This window comes from Pseudarthrobacter sp. YAF2, assembly GCF_052113345.1.
Classification (GTDB): Bacteria; Actinomycetota; Actinomycetes; order Actinomycetales; family Micrococcaceae; genus Arthrobacter.
Genome location: NZ_JBFRDA010000005.1, coordinates 183,054 through 206,925, shown reverse-complemented (window position 1 = coordinate 206,925; position 23,872 = coordinate 183,054). Strand labels below are relative to the sequence as shown.

Sequence of the window (23,872 nt, the reverse complement as noted above, 5' to 3'; positions counted from 1 at the left end):
CAATTGGGCGCCTCGCACCCGCAAGAACTCGAGACCCGGGCCGCCCGAACACCCGGACGGAGACGCACACCCAAAATATATCCCTACGACCTCAACGCCGAGGGCACCATGCCCGTAGGCGCGCAGAGAGGGCGGTCATCTCTTCGGGCAGCGGGTGAGTGCACTTCGTGGCCCTTGTGGTGGTGAAGCCTGGGATTAGGGGGGCACCACCCTGGGCGGTTATTGGCCAAGCAGGGAGACGGCGTGGGCGATGACCAACGCCAGCAGCACAAAGCCGCCGAAGGCTTCCAACCCCATAAGTCCCTTGGCCCGGGCTGAAAGCGGCATCGTATCCGTGGGGCTGAACGCCATGGAGTTGGACAGCGAGAAGTACAGATAATCAATGAACGCAGCCGTCCAGCCGGTTTTGACCGAAGATCTGGCCGCAACTTCCTTGACAGCGTCGTGGTCTTCATCTTGCGGGAAGCGGAAGTCTGCTCTGGGCAGGTGGGGACGCGGAGTGTGTCGGCGGGATACGGGTCCGCCGCGGTCCAGTTCCCAATAGACCAAGGCAAAAGCGATCACGTTCGTTACCCATACCTGAAGTGCGGCGAGCAAAAGGGTGGGGCCGTTGCTGTTGGTTGTCGTCAGGGCAATGACCAGCTGAACCAAGGCAGCCTCGTTGGCCACGACCAGGAGGAGTGCCTGGCCAATGGAAAGAATTCTGGACCAGCGAGTTTCGCGGGTGAGCCGCCGAGGATTCAGGACCACCAACGGAATCAAGAGGCCAAGGCCGACCACCACGACGACGTACCGAACGCCCGGCAGGAATGTCGTCGGCAGCGTCCCGTATAAGCCCAGCGCAGCGAGGAGGCCAATCACGGCGGGCCAGCGATGCTCGGCTCGGCTCTGCATTTCGACTGAGATCATGACCAGGAGTCTAGGCTCGGTTGCCCCGTCGGCGCCGTTCAGATCATCGACTGTGCGCCGCGTCGGCTTAGCGTCAGCACCCGGGGGTGCGGGGCTTGAACCACCCGTGAGTCGGCCGCCCTCTGCACGAGTGTTCCGCGACACACCGGGGAGGGCTTTTGCTCCCAGAAAGTCCACGGGTGTGCGCCCCCACGAACCTCACCAGGATGGAGCCGGCCGCTGCGGACTGCACGCTGTCAGTTCGTCCAATCTTTCGGTGACAGCCAGATCCCCGTGGCAGAAGTCGTCACAGGCCCGGCCAAACCCCTTGCACCGTCCACCCCCACACCTGGTAAAGGCGGCGACAACCGGTCCCGGCCCGGCAATGGTGTGCGGGTAAGTAGTCTGCCGCAACACCGCACGGCTGCACTCCAGACCCCGCAAAGACTCCGCAGCCTTGTCTATGGCGTCCCTGGAGTTCGTGCCCGCAACCGTGAACCAGCCAGCTCCGTGGTCGGTCCCGTACTCAAGAAGGAACGGCATGGAGGAAAGCATTCCGCACCAAACCAGCTTCAGACAGGGCCGGTGGTCCCTCTGGGTCGACCGCACCGATACACTTCCCACCCAGGTGGCGAACTGGGGCAGCAGTCCGGCACCTGAAGTAACCCATCCTGACCCTGGACTTAGTCGACGTTCTCCTGAGAGGCTGGCCGACGTGACCTGCTCGGCAGGACCCAGCGAAACCGCCACCAGACCGGGCTGTTGCCTCTGCCGCGGGACCAGCTGGCCTGGTGCTGGCGGGGCGATTGTTAGTGTGGCCTGGTGACAACACTTGCACTTCGTTGGACTACCGAACTCTCCGCTCGTGACTACGCCGATATGGCGGTTCTATTCGACAGTGAATATTCGGAAGACTGGGGTTCCTGGAATCCGACGTGAGGCTACGGTTACGCGCGAGGTGAGCTGCATTGCTTCGCACGTGTCGGTGGCAAACTCGTTGGATATGCTGCCTCAGCACGCCGCTTCATAGGTGTAGGCAATGATGAGGTTCTCGTCGCAGGCGTGGGTGGTGTCCTGACAGCGGCCGAGGCACGTGGCCAAGGGGTCGGGCGCGAGGTTCTTTTTAGGCTGCAAGAAGCTATGCGTGGTTTGGCTCCTGCCGATTTCGGTTTACTCGGATGCCGTGAAGGGATCGTGCCTTTCTATCAGTCGTGCCGCTTCACGCTTATTGAATCTCGCATTCGAGATGTTTCGCCACGCGATGCCATGAGCGTGATTGAGAGTGCTGGTCCGACCTTGATCTGCGAGGGGACCAAGCCGGTCGAGGCTTGGCCCGACGGAATTGTTGATCTGCGAGGCTTGCCTTGGTAAGCCGTGTGGCAACGACTTTGCCGGGCATCAGAGTCCTAATTGCTGCGTTTTCATAGGGGCGGTGAGGTACTCCCTAAGCGAGCCGCGGGCGCACGTGTTCTGGCGGTAGTGCCCGGGGCGTCCGTGCCGCAGCGAGAACAGTGGTAGTCCTGTGTGGTAACTGCGCAATCGACACAGACCGGTTGACCGCCGTGGGCGGCTGGCCGACCGGGAAGCATGCGCTCTGTTCGGCAGTCAGGGCGAGACACGTGCGTGCGCACGGGGACGGTGAAGCAGGCCACGCAGATCCTGCCTCCAGGCCAGCTGGCGCGGTGCCGGCTGGCGCCCCGTGAGCAGGTGTTGCAAGTGAATTTCTCTGCGGTGCGGGGTCGGCCGCGGACGGTGCGCAATGCAGTTTCGGGCGCTCGAGCCATGCCGCCTCGCCTGTCTGGGTGGAACTTGCAATACTGCGTCGAGGACCTCACGTCCGAAAGGAACTTTTCGCACGCCTCGAAGGCGTCGGCCGCGACATCGAAAACCGTGTCATCGGCAACGACAGCAGCCGGTTAAAGGATCAAGGACTGATAGCCAAAGCACGGCGGCCGCCGACTATGGTTCAGCCGAACACCATGAGAGGTTTGCCGAGTCCTTGGAAAACACCGGGGCCAGCGAAATCCAGATCAGCGGCCGCCTGGCCGCGGCCCGCAGTGAAGGCACGCACCCCAGCGCCGCGGTCTCCGTGGGGCAAGCGTGCGGCGAAGGCCCGCAAGTCCCGTCCGGGTGCAGCCGTCGGCTCCGAGCGGGCAAAGAACGGTCTCAGCCGTTGACGCCAGGGATTCCATGCCAGGCCGGGCACAGCCGCCGACTCCAACGGACCCGACCTGGCAAGCGAGGATCGCATGACTGATGACCAGACCGACAATCCTGACTGCCACCATATCTACGGGAGCGACCATGAGGTTATTGAAGAGGCCATCAGGTTGCTGGCCGATTTGGATGACACGCCTCTGCACCAGATGACTCCGCTGTATTACCAGCACGGGTTCGAGGAGTTACGGATGTTGGCCGGCGATCTTCTGCGGATCCTCGGACACAACCTTGAGAGCTGAGTCAGGGCAGAGCTGATATCAGCGGGCGCCCAAGCCAGGACAGTTTGGGGATGCCGCTGCGTTGCCGAGGCTTTCGCGATCGATCAGGGGAGTTTGTCCAAAGTTCTTTGGACTACCCGGCGCAGCTGGGGGAGGACCGGAGTGAATTCCCGTTGTCCAGGGAGTCTTGCCGATTGAGGTGTCGGGAGACCGGTCCACGAGCGGGAACGGTTGAGAGGGAGTGGGCGCTACCGGCATTCCAGCCCGTAGAGGGACAGCACATAGTTCAGATCAGCGTCGTCGCGGTGGATCTCAGTTTCGGCTTCAATCAGCACCGGGTCAGGGCCGAGCCTGTCGTCCTGCCGCCGCAGCCAGTAGGCCCAGCAGAGGCCCCCGCCATACTTTGAATGTGCCCGGACGCCGGCGGCGTAGTTCCCGTCATCAAGAACCTGCTCACGCAGCCATTCGGCCATCGCCGTGGTCGCGCTGCGGTTCTCCCCGGCGAGTGTCCCCAGTGTGATCGTGCCGATGCCGAAGGCATCATCCAGCTGCTGCCCAAGGTGGCGGTTCAGGGCGGCGATCGATTCGGCTGCTGTCAGGTCGATCCACCGTGTCGGGCTGGGGATTTGCAGTGTGTACATGAGGCGCCCGTCCCGCCAGTTGGCCGGCAGCCAGCCGGGGACCATGTTCCCGTTCCTGGTCCAGTCATCCTGGATCATCTTCCGAGCCGTCTCGACGGTGATGCCGAACTGGCCGGCGGCGAAGGTGACGGCGTCTCGGAAGTCCTTCCCGACCCTGGCCATGGCCAGGGTTTCCGCGTACGCGGTGCGCCGATCCCCGGCCAGATATACGGTGCTGCCGGGGGTATCGAAGCGCGACCAGGAGGAACGGTCAATCGTCCCCGAGCTTCGGGGCAGGGGATTCAGGGGCCCGTAAGACGATTTCGCGATGCGGTAACCCCTGACCGGACCTGTCACATACGCCAGACCGGTACTGCCACAAACTCCCGTCAACCCGGGAACCTGTCTTCAGTCATGGCTGTCGCGGCGGCGATAACGTCCTTGGCCCGCATGTCCTTGATGGCCTCGATGGGTGAGATCTCGTCCAGCCAGGGATTGGCGCCGACAAACCACAGCCTGGCCACGTGCTCACCTTCCACGCTGGAGACCGCGGTCCACGCCCGGTGGGCAAGCTGCAGCCGGGCCTGCGCTTCGGGGCGAGGCTCCGGTCCGTCGGTCCGCGCCCATCGGTAACTGATTTTGGGGTCCTTGCTGCCCGCCAACGCCGCCACCAGTGTTGCTCCGAGCGCGCTGTTAAGCTGGCGGACGATTTCCCGGATCCCTAGACGGGCAGTGCCACCGTGAGCAGCACCAACATCAATCGAAATACTCACGACGCTTCACCTCACTTTCGGAACTATTAGACTACCAAAAATCCACTATAAATCCACGGGGACATGGGTCCCAAATTCAACGCCGGCACATTCAAACCCAACAACCGGACACGTGGACCTCTAAGCGGCGGTTCCGCAGGGAGCGTGGGGGGTCCTGGCATGGAACGTCAGTGAGTTCGTGTCGACCGGCAGGGAACGCTCCGCGCAGTTCACTGAAGTGGCGGCGGAATTCGCGGCCCGGGTCATTGGATCCATCTGGGACGGCTGCGCGTCACGGGCAGTCCGGGAATGGTTAACTCAACGCCACGCGCGCCGGAGAAGAGGCGTGTACCCGGACCGGTCGCCACCTGCGAAACACCAGCCTCCGCCGTTGGGCTGCATGCGATGCGCCGATGGCCGGGGTCGGAAATTCCGACCAAGAAGTCGACACGAATCCGGAGGCGCATCGAAACACGCCAGTTGCAATAAGCATGCTTAGTATTAGGCTGACATTGTTCGAACCCCAACCGCCAACCTGGGCACCCGGATCGCGGGACCAAGAGTTCGGTAGTAACAACTGAAGGAGACTCCCATGTTGCTTTGGATCGCCATCATCATCGCCGTCCTCTGGCTGCTTGGTCTGCTGGCCAACATCGGCGGAGGACTGATTCACATCCTTTTGGTAGTTGCTGTGATCGTCCTGATTATCCACTTCGTCCGGGGCAGGTCCCGCGTCTGAAACCTTGGCGATTGCCACGAGAGCCAGCATCAACGATGCGGGCTTTCCTGTTGGATGGAAAATCGCCCGTGCCAAGAACTCCCTCCACCACGCGCCAAGCGTACCCGGCGGCCCAGGACCTACGGTGACGTGGGGCGCCTACAGGCGCGCTGTGGCACAGCTGGCCCCGACTCCCAAAGGCCGCCGACGTCGCTGCCGTTGTGGGACGGGAGGCCACCCTCCTGGCCCCAACACGATCCGAACTCATTAACGTGGGCCTGCTCTGTACGCCCGTCCACGGCTTCGCAGGCTTCACGGTCCCGCACTGTGACGACTTCATGCTGCAGACCGTGCCGGTGCCTGAAGTCCCCGGTGCAAAAAGGCCGCACAAAACCCAAGAAAGGCGGGTGATCGAGATCAGTCTGACGCATGATCCAACTGACACGCCACATTCGTGCCGGATGGGCCGCCCGCCCGGCACGAATGTGCGGGCTGTTGGCGTAACAATGCGTTTCAGCGCGGCTCCAAGGCTGCTGGAGAGTCCCACCAAACACCCGCTTCGTGCTTAGCGGCTGCCCACACTTTCCCTCCTCCTGCTAGCCCCAGTCAACCGGAAAGGCCTATACCGTGCGCCGTTTGGGTGCCGGCCCAGCGCACCCGCCGCCAGACGCGCTCAGAGCATCAATTCGTAGCCGAGTGACCCAAGCTCACGGGCCAGCAGCCTAAAGTTTGAAAGAGTATTCGCAGGTGGACCGGCGTTGATATCGTTGTGAGGCGGTGCGGTCGGCTTGCTGATGCCAAGGAGAGTGACGTGTCTATGTACGAGGACCGGGTCTCGTACGGCTTTCCCCTTCCTGAGGGTGAGGTGTGCCCGACGGGGTCATTCAGGCTGTCATTAGGCACCGGTCGGAGTGAGTGGTCCGAGGGCCTGTATCGCATCCACGGCTACACCAGGCGTGAGGTCGTCCCCACCACGGAGCTCGTTCTCGCTCACAAGCATCCCGATGACCGGGACGCGGCCTGTCAATTCATTCAGACCCTTGCTCGCGACGGCGGTCAGGGCTCCAACTTTCACCGAATCATCGATGGCAAGGGCCGTGAACACCGCGTCCTGACCGTCGCGGAGGCCGACCGGGACGGGACCGGGAAGGTGGCGGCCATCCATGGCCTGACCATCGACCTGACGCGGGCAATGGCCATCGAGAGCGGCCAGGCCGCTGCGGCCGCCTTGGCGAACGCATACGCGACCCGCGGCCTCATCGAACAAGCCAAGGGTATGATCATGGGCTATTTCAATGTCGGCGCCGCCGAGGCCTTTGACCGGCTCGCCGGGCATAGCCAACACGCGAACATCAAAGTCTCTGCCCTCGCCGCGCAGCTCGTTGCCGCCGCGGATCAAGGACACCTCCACGACGTCCTGCGCGGCTGGCCGCCCACGCTGGCCCCACGGCAGCAAGGATCGGGCCCAGCCACCACGCGGAAACCCCAATGATTGCGTGAGGTGGGCCTCTGCAGTCCGGGCCGCGACGGTGCGCCTTTGCTGAGCGGCCGGCACGATAGGGGTATTGACGCTAGCTGTTCCGGAAAGGTTCTTGCCGTAGGACTCAGGATACGGTCGAAGTCCCAGCCCGTTTGGTCGCGGTGGCTGGCGCGGGCTCGACGTTTGTCCGCGCCAGCAGTGCCTCGACCACCTCGGCAACCAAGTCTTCCTTGTCCCGGCGCTTGGCGTCCTCGAGTTGCGCGACCTCGACGCGCGCGGCCTGCCAGGCCGACCAATGGCCGGAGACCAAGGCCCAGAGGGAGAGTGCCGAGACGTAAACCACCGAATCGAGCCACCCCATCAGCAGCGAAATAGGGATCATCAGGATCCAGAAAATAGCCAGCCAGCCGTTGACGCGGCGCATGAAAACGGGGTCTCCCTGAACCATCGCCCAGAGACTCTTGATGGGGCCCACGCATCCTCCTGGGTGAGTTGAGGGCGGAGCGCTCCGCCTCCGGGACCGTACCTGCGAAGGCTGGGTGGAAGCTGGGAATCGGGCGTATGCCGTCCCCAAGATGTCATTCGGGTTCGGACCCTCCGGCGGTCACCGGGGGAGCGCGGGGATTGTCCTACTTCTCGGGTGGGCGGCGTCCGTGTTCCTCATTGGGCTAACGACCTGACCGGACGCTTCGCTCGTGTCCCTGGGCCGCCAAGGCCCAACGCGTTGACGTGCGGAGCGGCAGACATCGCTCATCCTGGCCCGACAAATAGGCCTCCGATTGCCGGCCGGTGGGAGCACGGTCGACATTGCCGGCTCGATGCGTTCGCCTGGTCAATTCGCGCGTCGCTTTGTCGGCCAGCAAGGCCGGACTTCTTTTCTATCTCCGAAATCGGAACCCTGGATTGACGACGGGAACGCTGCTGAAAGCCGTGTTGACTGGATCGATTGACAACCTCCTTCTCCGTCACAAATACTTAGGTTTGTGCCTAAGTATTATGCCGAGCTTGACTCCGTGATCCGCGCTCTCGCGGATCCCACGCGCCGGGCCGTCGTGGAGCGATTGGCGAAGTCCCCGGCGGTAGTTTCCGAACTCGCGGAACCGTTCGAGATGGCGTTGCCGTCGCTCATGCAGCACTTGCGCGTCCTGGAGGACGCGGGATTGGTCACGTCGGAGAAACACGGTCGTGTCCGCACCGTGAGCCTGCGCCCGGGCGCCCTCGACGTGCTGCACCTGTGGCTCGGCGAGCAGCGCACACCGGCAGAACACCAAGCTGATCGGCTAGGCATCCACCTCACCCTCACTCACCCGAAGGACATCTGATATGACCCGTGTTCGTATGGCCCTGTTCACCTCATTGGACGGATATTCGCCAGCTGACCCGACGCCTGACAATCCGATGGGCAGGGACTGGGGGCGCCTGACGGAGGCGTACACCGCGACCCGGACGTTCCGGGAGAAGGTATTCGGTGACACCAGCGGAGCTGGAACGACCGGTGTGGATGATCGGTACGCGAACTCGTTCTTCGAGGGTGTCGGCGCCGAGATCATGGGAGCGGGCATGTTCGGGCTCCACGCTTTTCCAAATGACCCGGACTGGAAAGGCTGGTGGGGTGGCAAACCGCCGTTCGGTACCCCGGTCTACGTCCTTACCCACACCGCGCCGCGCCCGTCGATCCCGATGGAGGGCGGGACAACGTTCCACTTCCGCAGCACCGCGCTGGAGGACGTGCTCGCAGAAGCGGCCAAGGCCGCCGGTGACCTGGACGTTCGCGTGGGCGGTGGCTACGGGACCGCCCGCGACTTCCTGCGCGCGGGCCTGGTGGACGACCTGCATCTCACCGTGGCCCCGATCTTCCTCGGCGGGGGCAACCGGCTCTGGGATGACCTTCGCGCCTTCGAGTTGACTCACCAGGTGAGGACGGAAGTCGCCGAAAGCGGCACGATCCACATCACCCTGACACGATAGGAACCTACCCATGACGATCAAACGGCGACTCGCACGCTCCGGTTTTACCCTGACCCGCGACTACCCGGCATCTGTCGAACGCGTCTGGGGCGCGTTCGCTGACGAGAAGCAGAAGCTGGCCTGGTGGGGCGGCGGCGACAGCATGGAGGCCCGGGAGTGGGCCTTCGACTTCCGCGTTGGCGGAAGGGACGTCGCAGAAGGCAAATTTCACGACGGTCCAGTCTCCCGCTATGAGGCCACATACACCGACATCGTCGAGCACAACCGCATCGTCACGACATACGACATGTGGCTCGACGGCATCCACGCCTCGACATCGGTGGCGTCCTTGGAGTTCGACCCGATCGAGAACGGCACCAGATTCACCCACGCCGAGCACGGCGTGTTCTTCGACCAGTTCTGGGCTGACAACGGCATCCGGGAGAAAGGAACCCGTGGCCTGCTCGAGGCCCTGGGCAACTACCTCCTCTTGGGTGCCTAGCGCAGCGGCCGCTCACGCGCCCCACCACGGGAGACCGGTCCATGGCGGTTATAAAGTCGCCGCACACGTCTGAGAAAATTACCTCCCCAGTGGCAACCACGACCACGGGCAGATCCTCTGGAGAAACTATGTTTGAAACAGTCGTGCGAGGCGGGGTGGCCTTGAAGCCGCTTGAGACATGGCACGCTGGCGACTTTGCCGAGCATATGAGCAGGGCCAAAGAGCATATCCGGCCGTGGGTCGGACCGGCCTTCATCACCGACACTGTCGACGGTGCCCGCGCCACCCTCCACCGTTATGCCACAGCCACAGCGAATGATGGCGCGCGGATCTATGGGCTCTGGGACGAAGGAAAGATCGTTGGAGGCGTAATGTTTGTCGCGTTTGACCCCATCTGGGGCATCTGCGAGATCGGCTGCTGGCTTGAACCCGATGCTGTCGGCGGCGGACTCATCACCCGATCCGTCGAACTGCTCATGGAATGGGCCTTCCTAGAGCGGGGGATGTCCCGCGTTGAATGGCGGTGCCGCACCGACAACGACCGCAGCATCGCTGTCGCGCAACGACTGCGCATGCGCTCGGAGGGCGTTCTTCGCAGCAGCTGGGTCTACGACGGAAATCGGTACGACAAGGAAGTATTTTCAATACTCCGCGCCGAATGGATCAGCACAAGACCTGATACCACCCCCTAATAGACGCCGCCCCGGCGACGGGGCCGTGCGCCTGAGCATATGGTCCCGCAACTGGCTGACGATGAACTGCTGACTCTTCTCTCAACGGTGCAACGGCATCCAGGGACGGGTGAGACGCCAGCCTTCCGCCTTGTTGTATGCCGCAACGACTGGGCCACCACCGAGGACAGATTCGTTGTTGGGCGTGTACCGGACGACAGCACTGGTGCAGTCCAGTCCCCGGAGAGCACTTTTCGCTTTAGTCAAAGCATCGTTGACGCTGATACCTTCCACCGCCAACCACCCAGTACTCTTGTCGGTCACGTATTCGAGAAAGAACGGCATAAACCGAAGCATGACCGCCACATCGTATTTGGAATAGAGCCGGAGTACCCTCTGGCGCCACGACTCTCCGGGCTATCACTTCCTTCTTGCTTCAGGCGTTCACGGGTTCCGCAGGCGATCCGTTCGGGCATGATGGATGGCGGCCAAGGCGACGGCGCTGGCTATGAGCCTGACCGCGTGAATTCTGTACCACCGCTGCAGCAAAGGTCGGCGCTGGTCTTCGCCTGGCGGCAGGGGGCTGAAGAACAGCTTAGGGTTGAGGAACCGGAGCACGTAGGCGGTAGCAGCAGCCCCCGTTGCCGAGCTGGCGGCCGCCACGATCAGTGGGACCCTTGTGCTTGGCCGGTCCCAGCCGGCCACGAGGGCACCGATGGCGGCAGGAGCGTTGATCGGTGCGATCGGTGCGTAGTAGCGGCCGGGGCTGCCCGCTCCAAAGGGGGACCGGGGGAGTTCACTGCTGGCCTCGGACGAGGCTAGCCGATGCGGGACTTTGACGAGGACCTCGTAGAGGTTACCGAAGAACCAGTGCGCATGAGTGAACTCTGCGACATCCAGCAGTCGATCAGCGAAAACAACGCGGCGAAGATGAGAATCATCATTCATGCCCATAATCTACGCTTCCGTGGGCCAGTAGCGGACGACCGTCCCGGCCCATTGAGATCGCAGTTTGCTGGGCCAACCAAGAGCCCCCTCCGGCTGCAGCCCAGCAGCACGAGCCTATTCGATGTGCGTTGCTGGCTGTTCGAACCCGCAACTACCTAGGCCCACCACGCGCATCTTCCTCCTCAACCTGGGATGGACTTGGCAGTTGCCCAACCCCTGTCTCAGGTCAGATTAAGTTCTAAGAGCCATCCGTGGGCATGTCCGGGAAAGGGCTTGTCGGCCCTAGTCTGACGCGAATCCCACCCAAAACTGACGTCAGGTTTGGGTGTACGCCATCCGGGCAACAAGATGTAGAGAAGAGGCGGAACGGTATGGATATGGTTCTGCCTGTGCTTGGTGGATATCACGCGTCTTCCTCGTACCAGCCAATCCATGCGGCTGAGTCGAGCCTAGTATCCGAGAAGGGCAATTCCGCCGCGCCCTTTGGTTTTTCTTGGCCACTGGCGTCAAGCAAAGAGGCCAGGTGCTTCCACAGTTGAATCATGGTGTTTCCTTCCAAGCATTATGGAGCACTGGCTCAAGGGGATAGCTGTCGTGCACTCAAGCGTGCAGGCTGCCCACGGATTCAGTCGCGTGCTGCTTTGTGTCTCGAATCGAGTCGCTACCTCCGAGGGTCTGGGACGAGAGCCTTTTTATGCAGATATAGCGGCGTCGCCTTCAAAGGGCATGCCGAGCTCACTTGAGATTTTTCGTGTGATGCTGAGCAGCTGGGTTTTTACCAGTTCCAGTTCGTCTTCGTGGACGACTTCGGTGGGGAAGACAACCGCGACCGTCAATGGGATTGCATCGAGGGATGAATATACGGGAGCTGCGATCGAGGACACACCCGGGATGACGCCTCCGGATGTAAAGGCATATCCGTTAGTTGAGACTTCGCTCCGGAGTCGCTGGATATCTTCGTCTGTGTATGCGTTGGGGCTCCGCCGGGAGCGTTCTGCTGCCAGCGTTGCAGCCCACATGGATTCCGGCAGGAAACCGAGGAAGACCTGGCCGCTGGACGACGTAAGCATGGGGAGTGTGGCGCCGAGACGGATGTTGATGGGCAGTGCGTGGCTTCCATAGTCCCAGCGGACGACCACCGGGCCGTCGTCTCCCCAGACCGCGATGTTTACCGAATGTCCACATTCGTCCCGTAGATCGGGGGTGTAGTCAGATGCCACCGAGACCTCGTTGGTCCTGCGCAGTGATTCTGCCCCTAGACGGCGCATGGCTGCCCCGAAGTCGTACCGGCCGGTCTTCGGGGACTGGCTGACAAGTCCGATCCTGGTAAGGCTCACCAGGTACCGGTGAGCCTTACTGGGTTGGAAGCCGCTTCGCTCCGCGATTTCAGAAAGGGACATGGGGCCGCCGCCGGATTCGAGGGCTTCGATGATCCGCATTGCGAGCTCAACGGACTGGATACCTTGGCGTTCTGAGGGGGCGGCGGCTTCCATGTCGCTCATGACCATGCACTTCCTTACGCATTGTTTGCCGATCTTGATCGTATCGGTCGGGTAATCGATCGCGGTCGATGTTCCGGCGGTTTTATCCAGTTACTTCGCCGGGTGCATCTGTTCTAAGCGCACCGACTTGTTCGTGGCTTCCAGGTTCGCTGACTCGTATCCGTGGGACCAGGAGTGATGCGATAGCTCCTACTACTGCGGGGATGGCAAAGGTGTAGAAGTTCCATTCGACGGACAGTCCTGAGGTCAGGACCCATGCGCCCAGTGACGGCCCGACAATGGCCCCGAGCCGGCCGAAGGACAGCGCCCACGCAAGGCCGCTTCCGCGCATGTCGTCGGGGTACCGGGTCAGAATGAAGCCGTTGACAAGAATTTGCGAGCCTATGAAGCCAACCCCACTGAGGAACATCAGGATGAATAGTACGACGACGTTCGGGTTCAAGCTCATAGCTACCAGGCTGAGTGCCCCCATCAGGAATGCAGTCACGACAACTGGTTTCGCCCCGATTCTGTCGGCGATTTTTCCGCCGACGATGACGCCGACGCCGACGCCGATCCACATGGCAGCAGTCTGCAGAAGGGCGGATCCGAGTGAGTAACCGTTGGCCTGCATCATCGTGGGCAGCCACGCGGTGATACCGAACACCAGGAGGAGCCCGCAGAAGGTCATGATCCAGAACAGGATCGTCGCCCCGCCGACACCGGCAGAAAAGAGCGGTCCGATCCCTGCGAAGTGTCGCTTCCCTGCAGCGACGAGGACTGGCTCCGGCAAGCCCATGGCGGCGCTGAGGCGGTGCGCGGACTCTGTACGACGCAGGCGCAGAAGGTGGACGGGCGTTTCGGGCAGAAGCTTCCAGGCAAAGGGAAGGATCACCACGGCAGGGATGATTCCTATGACGTACAACCATCGGAATGAGGCGCCGGGGAGCAATGCAGCGCCCAGCAGCGGGGCGGCAAGGCCGCCTACGGCGTATCCGGCCATTACGATGCCTGTATTCCTGTTACGGCGGCCGGGCAGAGACAAGTCAGCCACGTAGGCCAACAGGGTGGGCAGGACGATTCCAAGACCCAACCCCACCAGGATGCGTCCGAGACCAAAAATGAGGACACTGGGCGCCGAGGCTGAAAGGAGCATGCCGACCGAAAAGATCATGCAGCTGGACAGGATGAGCCGTCTCGGGCCGATGCGGCTGATCATGGCGCCTGCCAGGCCGGCGCCGATCATCATGCCAACCGCGACCACGGAGCCGAGAGTGCCAGCGGCGCCCTTGTCGACGTTCAGGGCGTGGTCGGCCAGCAACGAGGGGACGGTTACGCCGTATACTGCCAGGTCATAGCCTTCCAAACCGCCAATGACCAGTGCGACGGTCAACAGAACGCGCTCGGAGATTGCCCTGATGTGTTCCTTTCCCTGAGTCTGTTCTTTGGTGCTCATGCGCTCACGCTTCCTGATGTTGCAGGGATTTTGGTTTCGAATGCGAAGCTTTTGTCGTACTCGCGGATGAGTCCATTGACTTCACCGCCTGTTCGTACGGCCCCGAAGATGTAGAAGTCGGGGCGAACCAGTACTGCTGAGCATTGGTTGGTCTCAAACCAGCTCCGGTAGCTGCCGTTGACATCCGTGAATGCTTCGGCCCGACCAGTTGCGGGGTTTACCACGACGACGTCTCCGCCGGCGATGTCATGGGCGTTTTCGGGGGCGAACTCTTCGTAGGCCGAGCGGAGGAGCAGCAGCCGAGGGCCGTAGCCGAAGATCCCGTCGAAGCGGCCTTGGTCCCCTGCCGCGGTGCGTACCTCGTCCTGGATGAACAGGTGGCCGGCAGCGGGGTGGCCGTTGCTGGACAGGAAGCCCGGGCCGAGGCCGGGAAAGCGCAGTTTTTCCGGGTTGTGGTTCCGGGCCCGGTTGGCCAGATATTGCCGGTCCCGTTCGGTTGCTGCCTCGGGGTCACGCATGGTCTGGACCTTCCCGAGTTCGATGCCTTTGTGTACCACGGCGGCTACGTGGGGTTCGCGCTCGGACTGGTACGTATCAAGGATCGAGTCCTGAGCCTGCCCGGCCAGCAGCAGATCAAGCTTGAACGCCAGGTTATGGGCATCCCGGATGCCGGAGCACATTCCCTGGCCCAGGAAAGGCGGCATCTGGTGGGCAGCGTCGCCAGCCAGAATGATCCTTCCCCTTCGCCATGGGTTAGCAAGCAGCGACCTGAAGGTGTACGTGGCGACCCGCACCAGTTCCGCCTGACCCGGCGCCAAATAGGGCGCTACGCGGTTCCAGACACGCTCGGGGTCACGTTCGATTTCAAAGTCGGCTTCAGAGTCGAGCATGAAACTGAACCGGTGGTGGTCCGGCCCCAGGGAGATGATCGACTGTGGCTGTTTGGGATCACATACCTGGCGGGCGTGTGGCGGCCGGGCGTCGCCGGTAAGCCGGAAATCGCATACAAGCCAGGGCTCCGAGAAACCGAAGTCTGTGAGTTCGGCATCGATCTTGGCCCGGGTAGTGCCGTTGCCACCGTCGCAGGCAACAACGTATTTGACACTCACAGCTTCAGCCCCGGCCACATTCACACGGACCTCGTCACCCCTGTCTTCATATCCGTCGACCTTCGAGTTGAACCTGACCTCGACATTAGGAAGGGAAGTGCAGAGGGCGGACAGCGCATTTTCCAGATCGGGCTGGTACATCATGTACCACTCCGACCATCCAGAGGCGCCCTTCAACGCAAACTCATGCTCGATCAAAAGATCGCCGGCACCGTTGCGCCACTCATAGTTCCTTTGCGCGCTGACCTTGGGCAGAAGTTCCTCGGCTATCCCGAGCTCTGCGAACGTGCGCATGGTCTCGTCATCGAAAATCGCTGCCCGAGGAAGGTTATACAGGCCGGCGTAGCGCTCCAGCACAATCACCTTGTGCCCAGCCTTCCCGAGCAGGGCCGCCATGGCCATGCCCACCGGACCGTATCCCACGACAGCAACGTCGTACTTTTCCATCCTCAAATCCTCAAATCTCTCGGCACGCATCTCCTGTGATGCTTGACACAACCCAAGACTAGAATTCATCATAGATAAAGTCAATGCATAATAGTGAACGCAGTGACTCAAGGTTCAAAGGAGACCCAATGAAGAAAATTGCCCTCGAAGAACACTTCGTGACCCCTGATCTGGTGGGCTACGGCAGCAGCACCTCGAACATCGCGCAGCCGCAGGCGTGGGCCGATGCCTCCCGCAGACTCCTGGACTTTACGGAGGAGCGGCTGCCGGAAATGGATCTGCACGGGATCGACATGGAAGTCCTGTCTCTCAACTCCCCGGGCATCCAGGCCGAAACCGACTCCGCGGTGGCTATTGCCAAGACCAAGACAGTGAATGACTTCCTGGCCGGCATCATGGCTGAAAGGCCCGACCGGTTCTCAGGCTTCGCAGCGCTGCCGCTGCAGGATCCCCAGGCCGCGGCCAAGGAACTGGAACGCGCCGTCAAGGACCTGGGAATGAAGGGTGCTTTGGTTAATGCCCACACCAACGGCATGTACTTGGATGATCCGAAGCTCCGCATTGTCTGGGAAATGGCAGAAGGCCTCGACGTTCCGTTGTACTTGCACCCGGCAAATGGTGTGGACACGGCTCACGTACTCAGCGGACACCCGGAACTGGTGGGTCCGATGTGGAGCTGGGGAATCGATACCTCCACTCACGCCCTCCGGCTGATCTTCGGCGGGGTCTTTGACGACTTCCCCAACGCGAAGCTGCTTCTGGGACACATGGGTGAAGGCCTGCCCTACGTTCTGTGGCGAATGGATTCACGCTGGGGTTTCCACAACCACCACGGCATCGAGCTCGCCAAGGGCAAGCCCTCGGAATACCTGCGCGAAAACCTGTACGTCACTACGAGCGGGGTGTGCTCGCCCGCCCCGCTCCTGTGTGCATTGCTGGCGCTGGGCTCCGAACACATCCTGTTCGGCACCGACTACCCGTTCGAAACCATTGAGGAAGCCGCGAAGTTCCTGGACAACGCACCCATCAGCGAGGCCGACCGCGCCAACATCAGCTACCGCAACGCAGAAAAGCTGCTCCGCTTGGGAGATGAAGCCACAATCCCCACCGCACTGGCGGCGCCCGCCAAATAGTCGCGAGGCAGCCTGAGCGACAGGGCTCAGGGGCTTCGGGCGGTGCTCATGCCACGTTGATCAGGATGGCATGAGCACCGCCCGGGGCGCTCGATTCAAGCATCAACACGACATGAGCATGAGCAGGAGTACGGAAGATATGGGAATGGAATTCGAGCACACGACGCTGGGGCAGAGAGTGCTTTTCGGCTCCGGGAAAGCCGCCGGTTACCTCGCAGCAGAGGTAACCCGGCTGGACGCGAAGAAGGTGATGGTCATCGCCTCGAAGTTCGAGACCGAGATGGCCCGGCAGGCCTGCGCGGAGATCGAAGTCGCAATGTGGCACGACGACGTGGTCATGCATGTCCCCATGGAAACGGCTGATAAGGCACGGGCGGCCGCAGCGGACGCGGACATCGACCTCCTGGTATCCGTAGGGGGCGGCTCGACCACGGGCCTGGCCAAGGCGGTCGCTCTGACAACCGGGATACCGATCATCGCGGTTCCCACCACCTACGCCGGGTCTGAAGCAACCAACGTCTGGGGCCTGACAGAAGACCGCACCAAAACCACGGGGGTTGATGACAGGGTCCTGCCCGTCACGGTCATCTACGACGCGCAATTCACCGTTTCGCTCCCCGCGGGCATGTCTGTGGCATCGGGATTGAACGCCCTGGCACACTGCGTGGATTCACTGTGGGCGCCAAAGGCAGACCCCATCAACCAGTCACTCGCGCTGGAAGGAGTCCGGGCATTGGCTGCCGGCCTGACAGGGATCACGGCGGATTCCGGAAATATCCATGCCCGCGAACAGTCACTCTATGGCTGCTATCTTGCCGCAGTCGCCTTCGCCTCCGCAGGTTCCGGGCTGCACCACAAGATCTGCCACGTCCTCGGCGGAACCTTCAACCTGCCACACGCCGAAACCCACGCCGTAATCCTCCCGTACGTTCTTGCGCTCAACGCCCCGGCCGTACCGGAACTGGCAGCCCGGCTCGCCGCCGCCCTAGGACACACCGAGGACACCAAGACCTCGGCCGTCCAGGCACTGAACAGCCTCCGGGAAAGCCTCAACGCCCCAAAGTCCCTCGCCGACTACGGCTTCACCCCAGAAGACATCCCCGAGGCCGTCCGCCGGGTCCTTGCCGTGGTGCCGGGATCGAACCCGACCTCTGCCACGGAGGAGAACATCACCGCGCTGCTCTCCGCGGCACAGGCCGGCGACGTCCCCGCCCCTGAACTGGCCACCTTGTGAAGACAACAAAGGACACTCCCATGACCACCACCACCGGAACCTCCATGGTCCCCGACCCAGTCCAGGCCGCCGTCGAACAGGAACTGACAGACACTGTCGTCGCGTCCTTCAAAAACACCCCGGACGAGCGCCTCAAGACGCTCATGGTGTCCCTGACCCGGCACCTGCACTCCTTCATCCGGGAAGTGCGCCTCACCGAAGAGGAATGGGACGCAGCGATCAATTTCCTGACCGCATGCGGGCACATTACCGACGACAAACGGCAGGAGTTCATCCTGCTCTCGGACATATTCGGCGCCTCCATGCAGACGGTCGCGGTGAACAACCCCGCCCACGGCAACGCCACCGAAGCCACCGTCTTCGGCCCCTTCTTCGCCGAGGACGCCCCCGAAATACCCAACGGAGGAGACATCGCCGGCGGCGCTTCCGGACAGCCATGCTGGGTTGAAGGAACCGTCACCACCACCGGAGGCCAACCAGTCCCCGGTGCGCGGATCGAAGTCTGGGAAGCCGACGACGAAGGGTTCTACGACGCCCAGTACTCAGACGGACGGATCGCCGGCCGCGCCCACCTGTTCGCCGACGAAAACGGCCAATACTCCTTCTGGGGACTGACCCCCACGCCATACCCCATCCCGCACGACGGGCCCGTCGGCAAACTCCTGGCAGCAGTCAACCGGTCACCGGTACGCGCCTCACACCTACACTTCATGGTCACAGCCCCGGGGCAACGCACCCTGGTGACACACATCTTCGTCGACGGCGACCCCCAGATCGCCATCGGCGACTCCGTGTTCGGAGTCAAGGACTCCCTGATCAAGAAATTCATCGAACAGAAACCCGGCACCCCCACACCCAACAGCCGAGACCTCGCTGGCCAGCCCTGGGCCCGAACCAGATTCGACATCGTCCTCGCCCCAGAGGCCGGCAATATACCCAAGTCCCATGACTGACTCCGAACGAATATCGGAATCCGTCATCCAAGAGTTGGAAGCGAAGCGCTACAAGGCCGTCCTCGAGCAGGACTTCGCTACCTTCGACGATCTCTGCCATGACGAACTCGTCTACTCCCACTCCGGAGGCAACCGCGACTCCAGGCAGGACTACACGGCCAAGCTCCGCACTGGCACCCTCCGCTATCACAGGATCGAGAATTCCATTGAAAGCATCACCATCATCGGGAATACAGCTTTGGTGCTGGGACGCATGAAGGCCGACCTGACAGTCAACGGAACCGATAAGACCATAAACAACAGCTCACTGGCCGTATGGATCCAAGAAGGCGACGAATGGAAATTCGTCGCCTACCAGCCCACACCCCTCCCGAACTCCTAAAGACCTGCCGTCGAAGGCACGAGCAAGCTCATTTACCGGATTGAAAAGGCCGGATATTGCCGTCGGAGAATTAACCCAGTCGATCGAAGGTCCTCCCTCATCGAGCTCACGGCGGACGGTCGAATCTTGCTGGAAGGGGCCAGGAACACCCGGTTCAAGCCGAGCTGCATCTGCGACTGAATCTTGTGCTCACCGAGCAGAAGACGGATGAACTCATGGAACTGCTCGGTCGGCTGCTACATGCCAGTCGAGCCGGCGGCCGCTGCAGTGCGACCTAGCTGAGACGCTTGCGGGAACCAGAGTTCGTCATCCGATAGCCACCAAAATACTGTGTCGTAGCGAAATAGAGACGTGAAGGAAGCAAACAAATGACTGAAGAACTGCGTGAACGGATGGACCGTTTCGTCGAATTCATAAATTCAGCCGACGAAAGGATTGGTGATGAAATCATCTCACCGTCGGCAACGTTCCATGTGCCTTTCCTGCCAGAGCCAGTGCAGGGTCCAGGCGGCTACCTCAAAATCATCGGGATCATGCGGCAAGCGTTTCCCGACGTCCAGTGGTCGCTGGAAGAAACCATTATTGAAGGAAACACAGTAGCCGCTCGATTCATCCTTCGCGGCACACACCAAGGGGACTTCCTCGGCGTCCCTGCAACAGGCAAACAGATCCAAACGCAGGCAATGAACATTTATCGGTTCACGAATGGTCAAATCAGTGAAGAGCACGGTCTCCCGGATCTCTTCGGGCTGATGATGCAAATCCGGCCGCCCGATGCGTAGATGTACGAGTCAAGACGTTGATTACATCGTGACTAGGTGAAGACCTCTCAGGTTGGTGGACACCAAACACAGGTCAATGACTAAGAAGTCTCACTAGTGGCAGGTGCGGGTCAAGAAACTTCTGGCACGTATGTCGAGCTTTCCGAGCTGCTTACCGGGACGGTCTTGCTGGTGGGGCCGATGACCTCTTGGCACATATTGACGAGCGCCCCTTCGACTCCCCTTAATTCCAGCGCCGATAATAAATATTCGGTCAAGTAGCTATCGGGTAATGCCAGGAAGCAGGAGCCATGTGAGGGTTCCCCGCACGCATTGCCTGTTAAGGTTTCTCGGAGGTCGCCTCGCCCTAGAGCAGTGTTGGACAGGGTGGCGGGGGAGTGCAGGCAACTTGGGGCGTCGGTCTGGCGTCAGATTAGCGCGAGATTCGGCATTGTTGACGGTGGCTCATGATGTCCTCAGAGCCCACCCTGACAGCTGGAGGGGCAGGAAACCGGGCTGCGGTAGCCGGAGAACCATCAAGATAGTCCGAAAAATCGGGTCTTGATGAAAGCCGCAGCGAAGGGGCGGGCGATGTCACCTCCTGCTGTTCGACAGGTAATTCACTTACAGGGTCGAGGGGCGGATTCAGGCAACCACGTTGTAATCAGTCGTGAGGGCCTGCATCACGCGGTCGGTCACTTCGTCGATGGGGCCGAAGCCGTCGACCTGGGTGAGGATGCCGCGCTCGGCGTACTTGGCCACCACGACTTCGGTCTGCTCGTGGTACAGGTCCAGGCGGTGGCGGATGACGGCTTCGTTGTCGTCGCTCCGGCCGGTTTCCTTGGCCCGGCCCAGGAGGCGGTGGACCAGTTCCTCGTCGTCGGCAGTGAGCTGCAGGACGACGTCGAGCTTCTCGTCGCCCTTGGCGAGGATCTCGTCGAGGTAATCCACCTGCGCGGTGGTGCGGGGGTAGCCGTCGAGCAGGAAGCCGTTTTCGACGTCGGCCTCGCTGAGCCGGTCGCGGACCATCTTGTTGGTGACGCTGTCCGGGACGAAGTCGCCGTTGTCCATGTACTTCTTGGCTTCGATGCCAAGCGGCGTTTCGCCCTTCACGTTGGCGCGGAAGATATCGCCGGTGGAGATCGCCGCGACGCCGAGGCGTCCCGAGATCCGCTCCGCCTGGGTTCCTTTTCCGGAACCGGGAGGTCCAATAATTAGCATTCTCGTCATCGCAAAAGCCCTTTCTGGCCTAGATCCACTTCGGGGTAGCGGGAACCGCGCCGTTGGCGCCAGGACCTTCCGCTGTCACACCGTTGGCGCCTCTGCCTGCTGCCCATTCAGCGATGGCGGGCAAAGAGCCGGCGATGACCGTTGCGTGGGCGGCGCCGGTGTCCCCGAAGGTCATTGTTTGGGGCTGGCCGGAGACCTCCATGATGAGGCCCGTGTCGGTGCCGCGGGTTTTCCAGGCGCCGGTGATGTCCCTGAGGAGGCGCTCGAGGACGGGTGCGGGGATGTCGTTGAAGGTCGCCCCGTTGTTCAGATCGACTGCGTGGATCCAGACTTCCCTGGTGCGCATCCACGCCGTTTCGGAGACGCGGACGGTGCGTCCCTGCGCGGTGCGGACTTCGTGCTGCCATGCCGGGTCCGGCAGGTCACGCCACTCGACGGACAGATGTACCGCGGAGTGATCGAAAAGGTTCCGCAGCGCGATGGGGGAGAGCGTGGCGCCAAAGTTGATCTCATGGTTGCGCGCCTCGGGGGAGGGGTACATCGGTGTTTCAACTCCGGTGGCAGCCCATTCGACCAGCCGCGCTATCGCGCGGGCGTTGTAGCCCACGTGCGCGACGATGTGCCGGCGGGTCCAGCCGGGCAGCAGCGAGTCGCCGTCCAGTTCTGCGTCGGTGAGCTCGTTGAGCTTCCGCGCGAAAAAAGCGGTGCCCCGCCGCGCCTGCAGAAGTTGTTCCTGCAGGCGCGGGTCGGTGGCTTGGTCGTGGCGGGCGACCATCAGGCTTCCTTGACCACGCGGTTGGTCAGCTGGCCGAGTCCTTCGATGGTGGTGACCAGGACCTGGCCTTCCTGCAGGTACCGCTTGGGGTCCTGTGCGTGGCCTACCCCGCCGGGGGTGCCGGTGGCGATCACGTCGCCCGGGTTCAGGGTGATGATGGTGGAGATGTAGGAGACCAGGAATTCCGGGGTGAACACCAGGTCTCCGGTGGGGGTGCTCTGCTGCACCTCCCCATCCACGGCCGAGGTCATCAGCGGCCCGGCAGTGAATTCGTCCTTGGTGACCAAAGCGGGGCCGAACGGGGTGGACTTTTCCCAGGTCTTGCCCTGCAGCCACTGGATAGTGCGGAACTGGTAATCCCGCATGGACACGTCGTTCAGGACGGCGTAGCCGGCGATGTGGTCCGCGGCGTCGGCCTCGCTGATGCGGCGGCCCTGCTTGCCGATGACCACGGCGAGTTCGGCTTCCCAGTCCACCGCGTCGGATTCCTGCGGCAGCGCGAGGTCGTCGTTGGGCCCGATCAGGGCCTCGGCGTACTTGGCGAACAGGGTGGGGTGCTCGGGGACTTCCCGGCCCATCTCCTTGATGTGGTTGCGGTAGTTGTGCCCCACGCAGATGATCTTCCCCGGGGAAGGTACGACGGCGGCGAGGTCGGCGCCGTCCAGGGCGTGCGTAGGGCCACTGGCCGCGGAAGCCGTGGTTTCCCAGGCGGGGTCCTGCAGCAGGGCGCCGACATCGGCAAACCCGGGAATTTCAGTGAGGGTGTCGCCGTCCTGGCGCACCGCTTTGGTGCCGTTTTCGGTGCGGAGGGTAAGGAGTCTCATTACTTGGTGCGTCCTTCGATGTAGGTGCGGTTGAAGCTCAGGCGTTCGAAAATGGGGGCGTCGCTGAAACGGAACAAATCAAACTCGGTATCGGCCTGCAGGGACCACTCCTGCCAAGACGGGACGACGAACAGGTCGCCCTTGGCCAGTTCCTTCGTTTCGCCGTTGAGCACCACCGAGCCGGTGCCCTCGAAGACCTGCCAGACACTGGAGCCCACCTCGCGGAGCGGCTCGGTGGTGGCGCCGGCGCGGAGGCGGTGGAACTCGGCGCGGATGGTGGGCATCACGTCCCCGCCGGTGGTCGGGTTGGTGTAGCGGACCGCGGCGTGGCCCTGGGCGACGGTCGCCGGGTGGCCTTCGTCCTCGAGCAGGAGCTGTTCGCGGAGTGCGGCGTCGGTGTACTTCCAGCGGTAGGCGGCGATGGGGGAGTTGGTGGTGTCGTCCAGGCCGGAGAGGGGGCGCAGGCCGGGGTGGGCCCAGAGCCGTTCGGAGCGGGAGATGTCCGGGGTGGCTTCGTCGGTGACGCGTTCGGTGCCGAACTCGAAGAAGCCGGCGTCGGCGTAGTGCACCAACGGGATGTCCAGCCCGTCGATCCAGGCCATCGGCTCGTCGGTGTCGTTGTGGTGGCCGTGGAAGTTCCAGCCGGGGGTGAGCAGGAAGTCACCGCGGGACATGCGGACGGGGTCCCCGTTCACGACGGTCCATACGCCTTCGCCCTCGACGACGAAGCGGAACGCGTTCTGGGAGTGGCGGTGCTCGGGGGCTGTTTCCCGGCCACCGAGGTACTGGATTGCCGCCCACAGTGTCGGTGTGGCGTATGGGGTTCCAGCAAGGCCGGGGTTCGCGAGGGCAATGGCACGGCGTTCCCCGCCGCGGCCCACCGGGACCAGGTCCCCGGCGCGGGCGGCCAGCGGGTACAGGTCGTTCCATCGCCAGACGTGGGGGACTGCCTTGGGGGTGGGGACCATCGGCATCAGGTCACCGATCTCTGTCCACAGCGGGATCAGGTTCTCCTTGTCGAAATCCCGGTAGAGCTGTTCAAGCTGGGCCGCTTCCTCCGGAGTCGGCTCCGGAACGACCACCCCGGCCGCCACAGACTCATGGGTAATGTTTTCCATCATCG

24 protein-coding genes and 1 pseudogene are annotated in these 23,872 nt (G+C 62.3%); 13 read left to right on the top strand and 12 right to left on the bottom strand.

Translation table 11 applies throughout. The features are described from left to right. Positions 1-219 precede the first annotated feature (219 nt). Positions 220-909, bottom strand: coding sequence for a hypothetical protein (locus AB4Y79_RS07625; RefSeq protein WP_134164216.1), 690 nt, complete (start codon positions 907-909; stop codon positions 220-222). A gap of 936 nt (positions 910-1,845) precedes the next feature. On the opposite strand from AB4Y79_RS07625, the pseudogene AB4Y79_RS07620 reads away from it, so the two are divergent. Further along, positions 1,846-2,259, top strand: a pseudogene (locus AB4Y79_RS07620) (GNAT family N-acetyltransferase); the annotation flags it as partial. Positions 2,260-3,137: 878 nt separating this feature from the next. Further along, complete coding sequence (locus AB4Y79_RS07615) at positions 3,138-3,347, top strand: hypothetical protein (RefSeq protein WP_056388663.1); 210 nt, start codon at positions 3,138-3,140, stop codon at positions 3,345-3,347. A 227-nt stretch (positions 3,348-3,574) separates the two neighbouring features. On the opposite strand, the gene AB4Y79_RS07610 is transcribed toward AB4Y79_RS07615, so the two are convergent. Both AB4Y79_RS07610 and AB4Y79_RS07605 read right to left on the bottom strand, forming a co-directional pair. Further along, entirely contained in the window at positions 3,575-4,303 is a 729-nt protein-coding gene (locus tag AB4Y79_RS07610) for a hypothetical protein (protein WP_441860193.1), read from the bottom strand. Between the two features lie 32 nt (positions 4,304-4,335). After that, positions 4,336-4,719 (bottom strand): hypothetical protein, encoded by a 384-nt coding sequence (locus tag AB4Y79_RS07605; protein WP_056388667.1) that lies wholly within the window; start codon positions 4,717-4,719, stop codon positions 4,336-4,338. Positions 4,720-5,290: 571 nt separating this feature from the next. Here AB4Y79_RS07605 and AB4Y79_RS07600 point away from each other — a divergent pair. Both AB4Y79_RS07600 and AB4Y79_RS07595 read left to right on the top strand, forming a co-directional pair. Then, positions 5,291-5,437 (top strand): lmo0937 family membrane protein, encoded by a 147-nt coding sequence (locus AB4Y79_RS07600; RefSeq protein ID WP_110543403.1) that lies wholly within the window; start codon positions 5,291-5,293, stop codon positions 5,435-5,437. 796 nt (positions 5,438-6,233) lie between these two features. Continuing rightward, on the top strand, positions 6,234-6,908 hold the full coding sequence (locus AB4Y79_RS07595; RefSeq protein WP_441860230.1) for a PAS and ANTAR domain-containing protein: 675 nt from the start codon (positions 6,234-6,236) through the stop codon (positions 6,906-6,908). 112 nt (positions 6,909-7,020) lie between these two features. Here the strand turns inward: AB4Y79_RS07595 and AB4Y79_RS07590 are convergent, their stop codons facing one another. Further along, entirely contained in the window at positions 7,021-7,371 is a 351-nt protein-coding gene (locus AB4Y79_RS07590; protein WP_056388671.1) for a hypothetical protein, read from the bottom strand. 508 nt (positions 7,372-7,879) lie between these two features. Here AB4Y79_RS07590 and AB4Y79_RS07585 point away from each other — a divergent pair. The 4 genes from AB4Y79_RS07585 (at position 7,880) to AB4Y79_RS07570 (ending at position 10,037) form a co-directional block, all read left to right on the top strand. Further along, positions 7,880-8,218 carry an ArsR/SmtB family transcription factor gene (locus tag AB4Y79_RS07585; RefSeq protein WP_441860190.1) on the top strand — a complete coding sequence of 113 codons (339 nt, stop codon included), beginning with the start codon at positions 7,880-7,882 and terminating at the stop codon, positions 8,216-8,218. A gap of 1 nt (position 8,219) precedes the next feature. Further along, positions 8,220-8,864, top strand: a complete 645-nt coding sequence (locus AB4Y79_RS07580) for a dihydrofolate reductase family protein (RefSeq protein WP_056388675.1) — start codon at positions 8,220-8,222, stop codon at positions 8,862-8,864. A 10-nt stretch (positions 8,865-8,874) separates the two neighbouring features. Beyond that, positions 8,875-9,345 (top strand): SRPBCC domain-containing protein, encoded by a 471-nt coding sequence (locus tag AB4Y79_RS07575; RefSeq protein WP_056388677.1) that lies wholly within the window; start codon positions 8,875-8,877, stop codon positions 9,343-9,345. A gap of 128 nt (positions 9,346-9,473) precedes the next feature. Then, positions 9,474-10,037 carry a GNAT family N-acetyltransferase gene (locus AB4Y79_RS07570; RefSeq protein ID WP_056388678.1) on the top strand — a complete coding sequence of 188 codons (564 nt, stop codon included), beginning with the start codon at positions 9,474-9,476 and terminating at the stop codon, positions 10,035-10,037. Positions 10,038-10,460: 423 nt separating this feature from the next. Here AB4Y79_RS07570 and AB4Y79_RS07565 read toward each other — a convergent pair whose 3' ends face one another. The 4 genes from AB4Y79_RS07565 to AB4Y79_RS07550 form a co-directional block, all read right to left on the bottom strand. Continuing rightward, on the bottom strand, positions 10,461-10,964 hold the full coding sequence (locus AB4Y79_RS07565) for a hypothetical protein (protein ID WP_441860186.1): 504 nt from the start codon (positions 10,962-10,964) through the stop codon (positions 10,461-10,463). A gap of 692 nt (positions 10,965-11,656) precedes the next feature. Then, complete coding sequence (locus AB4Y79_RS07560; RefSeq protein WP_284978540.1) at positions 11,657-12,466, bottom strand: IclR family transcriptional regulator; 810 nt, start codon at positions 12,464-12,466, stop codon at positions 11,657-11,659. 82 nt (positions 12,467-12,548) lie between these two features. Further along, positions 12,549-13,901, bottom strand: a complete 1,353-nt coding sequence (locus AB4Y79_RS07555; protein WP_441860184.1) for an MFS transporter — start codon at positions 13,899-13,901, stop codon at positions 12,549-12,551. Beyond that, positions 13,898-15,457: a bifunctional 3-(3-hydroxy-phenyl)propionate/3-hydroxycinnamic acid hydroxylase gene (locus AB4Y79_RS07550; protein ID WP_441860182.1), complete on the bottom strand. Its 1,560-nt coding sequence runs from the start codon at positions 15,455-15,457 to the stop codon at positions 13,898-13,900. The genes AB4Y79_RS07555 and AB4Y79_RS07550 overlap by 4 nt, the downstream gene beginning before the upstream one ends. 128 nt (positions 15,458-15,585) lie before the next feature. Between AB4Y79_RS07550 and AB4Y79_RS07545 the strand changes: the two genes are divergently transcribed. From AB4Y79_RS07545 to AB4Y79_RS07525, 5 genes are all read left to right on the top strand, one after another. After that, positions 15,586-16,590 (top strand): amidohydrolase family protein, encoded by a 1,005-nt coding sequence (locus AB4Y79_RS07545; protein WP_441860181.1) that lies wholly within the window; start codon positions 15,586-15,588, stop codon positions 16,588-16,590. Between the two features lie 139 nt (positions 16,591-16,729). Further along, positions 16,730-17,824: a maleylacetate reductase gene (locus tag AB4Y79_RS07540; RefSeq protein ID WP_441860179.1), complete on the top strand. Its 1,095-nt coding sequence runs from the start codon at positions 16,730-16,732 to the stop codon at positions 17,822-17,824. Between the two features lie 20 nt (positions 17,825-17,844). Next, positions 17,845-18,777, top strand: coding sequence for a dioxygenase family protein (locus AB4Y79_RS07535; RefSeq protein ID WP_441860176.1), 933 nt, complete (start codon positions 17,845-17,847; stop codon positions 18,775-18,777). After that, positions 18,770-19,159: a nuclear transport factor 2 family protein gene (locus AB4Y79_RS07530; protein WP_441860174.1), complete on the top strand. Its 390-nt coding sequence runs from the start codon at positions 18,770-18,772 to the stop codon at positions 19,157-19,159. Before AB4Y79_RS07535 ends, AB4Y79_RS07530 begins: the two co-directional genes overlap by 8 nt. Positions 19,160-19,527: 368 nt before the next feature. Continuing rightward, entirely contained in the window at positions 19,528-19,941 is a 414-nt protein-coding gene (locus AB4Y79_RS07525) for an ester cyclase (protein ID WP_441860173.1), read from the top strand. A 624-nt stretch (positions 19,942-20,565) separates the two neighbouring features. Here the strand turns inward: AB4Y79_RS07525 and AB4Y79_RS07520 are convergent. From AB4Y79_RS07520 to AB4Y79_RS07505, 4 genes are read right to left on the bottom strand one after another with little or no spacing between them, the layout of a single operon-like run. Next, complete coding sequence (locus AB4Y79_RS07520) at positions 20,566-21,141, bottom strand: adenylate kinase (protein ID WP_441860228.1); 576 nt, start codon at positions 21,139-21,141, stop codon at positions 20,566-20,568. A 28-nt stretch (positions 21,142-21,169) separates the two neighbouring features. Further along, positions 21,170-21,925 carry a maleylpyruvate isomerase family mycothiol-dependent enzyme gene (locus tag AB4Y79_RS07515; protein WP_441860171.1) on the bottom strand — a complete coding sequence of 252 codons (756 nt, stop codon included), beginning with the start codon at positions 21,923-21,925 and terminating at the stop codon, positions 21,170-21,172. Next, entirely contained in the window at positions 21,925-22,749 is an 825-nt protein-coding gene (locus AB4Y79_RS07510) for a fumarylacetoacetate hydrolase family protein (RefSeq protein ID WP_441860169.1), read from the bottom strand. The genes AB4Y79_RS07515 and AB4Y79_RS07510 overlap by 1 nt, the downstream gene beginning before the upstream one ends. Then, complete coding sequence (locus tag AB4Y79_RS07505; RefSeq protein ID WP_441860167.1) at positions 22,749-23,870, bottom strand: cupin domain-containing protein; 1,122 nt, start codon at positions 23,868-23,870, stop codon at positions 22,749-22,751. The genes AB4Y79_RS07510 and AB4Y79_RS07505 overlap by 1 nt, the downstream gene beginning before the upstream one ends. Between the last annotated feature and the right edge of the window lie 2 nt (positions 23,871-23,872).